At 69.2% G+C, this 2,767-nt stretch carries 4 protein-coding genes; 3 read left to right on the top strand and 1 reads right to left on the bottom strand.

The window, feature by feature from the left end:
* The 3 genes from AC1D15_RS25580 to AC1D15_RS25570 all read left to right on the top strand — a co-directional run.
* A partial coding sequence (locus tag AC1D15_RS25580) for a DUF3473 domain-containing protein (RefSeq protein ID WP_477828201.1) occupies window positions 1-253 on the top strand: 253 nt, incomplete at its 5' end.
* Window positions 254-353: 100 nt separating this feature from the next.
* Complete coding sequence (locus AC1D15_RS25575) at window positions 354-1,142, top strand: YdcF family protein (RefSeq protein WP_477828200.1); 789 nt, start codon at window positions 354-356, stop codon at window positions 1,140-1,142.
* Window positions 1,096-2,472, top strand: coding sequence for a right-handed parallel beta-helix repeat-containing protein (locus tag AC1D15_RS25570; RefSeq protein ID WP_477828199.1), 1,377 nt, complete (start codon window positions 1,096-1,098; stop codon window positions 2,470-2,472). Before AC1D15_RS25575 ends, AC1D15_RS25570 begins: the two co-directional genes overlap by 47 nt.
* 15 nt (window positions 2,473-2,487) lie before the next feature.
* On the opposite strand, the gene AC1D15_RS25565 is transcribed toward AC1D15_RS25570, so the two are convergent.
* A partial coding sequence (locus tag AC1D15_RS25565) for a hypothetical protein (protein ID WP_477828198.1) occupies window positions 2,488-2,767 on the bottom strand: 280 nt, incomplete at its 5' end.

Below are 2,767 nucleotides of genomic sequence, written 5' to 3'. Positions count from 1 at the left end.
CTTCCGCTTCGCGCCGTACGGCGTGTCGCGCTGGGCGATCGACCGCTTCAACCGCGACGAGCAGGCTCCGGCGATCTTCTACATGCATCCGTGGGAGATCGACCCGCTGCAGCCGCGCGTGCCCGGGCCGGGGCTGAAGACGCGTTTTCGGCACTACGTGAACCTGCACCGCACCGAGAGCCGGCTGGATCGCCTGCTCGGCGATTTCCGCTGGGGGCGGATGGATCAGGTGTTCGGTATCGCACGAGGATGACCCACCCCCGAAGCGCTGCGCGCTTCCCCCTCAAGGGGGCACCGCCAGCGGCCCGGCGAAGCCGGTTCCGCGGCGGTCGCTGGGCCTGAGGCGCTTCGGCATGAGGTCGCTGCTCACCGACCTGGTGCACCTGCTGCTGGCGATGCCGCTGTACGTGCTGCTCGGCATGGCGTGGCTCAGCGTGCGGGCATGGCGCGCGAAGGCGGGGCGGCTGCACCGCTGGCGGCATGGCTTTGCGCTGCTCGGCGTGCTGGTCTACGTCGTCTCGATCCCCGCGACCACCAACACGCTGCTCGCCCAGCTGGAGGCCTGGTGGCCGGTGCCGACCGACGCGCAGGTGAGGGCGCTGCCCAGCACCGACGGCCCGCGCATGCTGGTGCTGACCGCTGGCTGGTTCCGCAAGACGGAGACCGGCTATCGCGTCGTGATGGGCGCGCCGAGCTGGGAGCGCACCGAGATGGCTGTCGAGCTGTTCCAGCGCTTCGGCGGGCGGCTGATGTTCACCGGCGCACCGCTGCCCGATGGTTCCGATTCGGTCGCGCAGCACATGGCCTCGGCCGCGCAGCGGCTGGGCGTGCCGGCCGACGCGATCAGCGTCGAGACGCGTTCGGTCAACACCCACGAGAACATGCTCTTCAGCGAGCGCCAGTTCGGCCTGCGTGCGCAAGGGCGCGTGCTGCTGCTGGCGAGCGCGATGAACCTGCCGCGCGCGGTGGCCGCCGCGCGCGGTGTCGGGCTGGACGTGCTGCCGTATCCCTGCGATTTCCGCGCCGACACGGCGCTGAAGTGGCAGCATTTCGTGCCCAGCAACGAGGCGCCCGGTGCGCTCGAGGAGGTGCTGCATGAGTGGCTTGGTCTGGCGATGTATTCGCTTCGCGGCTGGGTGTAGCGCGGCGCTGGTCACCACCGCGACGGTGGTCGCGGCGCAGCCGCGCACCTTCGTCGTCGCCCCCGATGGCACCGACCGCGCGGTCGGCACGCTCGAGGCGCCGCTGCGCACGCTGGATGCCGCGGTGCAGCGCGTGAAGCCCGGCGACATCATCGAGCTGCGGGCAGGCACCTACGACGGCGCAGTGATCCGCAACCCCGGCTCGGCCGACGCGTGGATCACGCTGCGCGCTTACGCGAAGGAGCGTGCGGTGATCCAGGGCACCGAGCGGGGGCCGTCGATCTACTTCTACCACCGCACCTGCGACGAAGAGGCGCCGAAGGGCACGGTGTGCCAGGCGATGTACTGGCTGGTGCAGGGGCTGGAGGTGCGCGGCAGCGCCGACGGGCAGGAAGAGGGCTACGCGATCAAGATCGACACGCCGCACGTGCGGCTGCTCGACAACGACCTGTGCTGCTCGCGGGTCGATGTGGTGAAGCTGGTGCGCACCGCGGACGACGTCGAGATCCTGCACAACCGCATCCACCATCCGAACGCGAAGATCGGCGACAACGCGCAGGGCATCGACATCGTCGGCGCGGATCGCACGCGGGTGGCGTTCAACCATGTGCACGACATCCCGTCGATCGGCATCTACGCGAAGGGCAACTCGCGCAACACGGTGTTCGAGTTCAACCGCGTCGAGCGGACCTGGTCGAACGCGATCATGCTGGGGCAGGAGACCGACGACGACCGGCTGGTCGACGGGCCGTACGAGACCTACGACGGCGTGATCCGCGACAACGTGATCAGCGAGGTGGGCTGGGCCTGCCTCGCGACCTCGTCGTCGTGGCGGCCGCGCATCCACAACAACACCTGCTGGAACACCGGGCTGCTGACGCATGGGTCGGTGCTGGTGTCGAACGAGTCGGAGATCCACCAGGGCGGCACCGAGGTGGCTATCACCAACAACCTGATCGTCGGTGGCGCGAAGCTGCCGTTCATCCGCATCACGTCGGAGGCGATGAGCGATGCGCGCACGCTGGTGATCGACCGCAACCTGTATGCGATGCGGACCGGGGCGCCGGGGGTGTTCAGCTGGGAAGACAAGCGGGTCGTGAAGGTGGGGCTGGAGCGCTGGCGCGAGGCGACCGGGCTGGACCGGCACAGCGTGGTGCTGCCGACGGCGGACGGGTTGTTCGTCGACACGCAGTCGCTGCAACCGAAGGCGGGGGGGGTGGCGTGGGATCAGCGGCTGGTGGCGGAGCCGGCGCTGGCGGGGTGTCCACCGAGGCCGGTGGTGGGGGCGAGGGCGGCGTGTCCGGTGGAGGGGTTCGGGCCGCGGCAGTGAGATCGACGTGGTGTTTCAGGCGGCAGGTGACGCTGTCTTGATCACGTGCCCGAGGATCAGCCGGTCGTTCAGGAGCGTCGTGAAGCTCCAGGCCGACTCCAGGCCGTCGAGAAGGGAGAGTCGAGCGGCGTTCGCTTCGTGTTCGACTTCTTCGGCCAGGCGGCTGGAGTCGGGTCCGAAGTCCTTGTCGGTGCGGATCGTGTTGCACCAGGCGGAGAGCGCTGACTCCTTGCTGGCCGCGCTGGTCTGCGAGACATAGGTGCCGCCGCCGAATTCGAGAATGATGGTGTAGAGG

It is taken from the genome of Rhizobacter sp. P2_H2 (assembly GCF_056403375.1).
This window is presented reverse-complemented; position numbering and strand designations above follow the sequence as displayed.

Bases quoted from the DNA above. Each gene is read 5' to 3' on its own strand.
- AC1D15_RS25575 (WP_477828200.1), top strand. From the start codon at position 354: ATGAGGTCGCTGCTCACCGACCTGGTGCACCTGCTGCTGGCGATGCCG.
- AC1D15_RS25570 (WP_477828199.1), top strand. From the start codon at position 1,096: ATGAGTGGCTTGGTCTGGCGATGTATTCGCTTCGCGGCTGGGTGTAGC.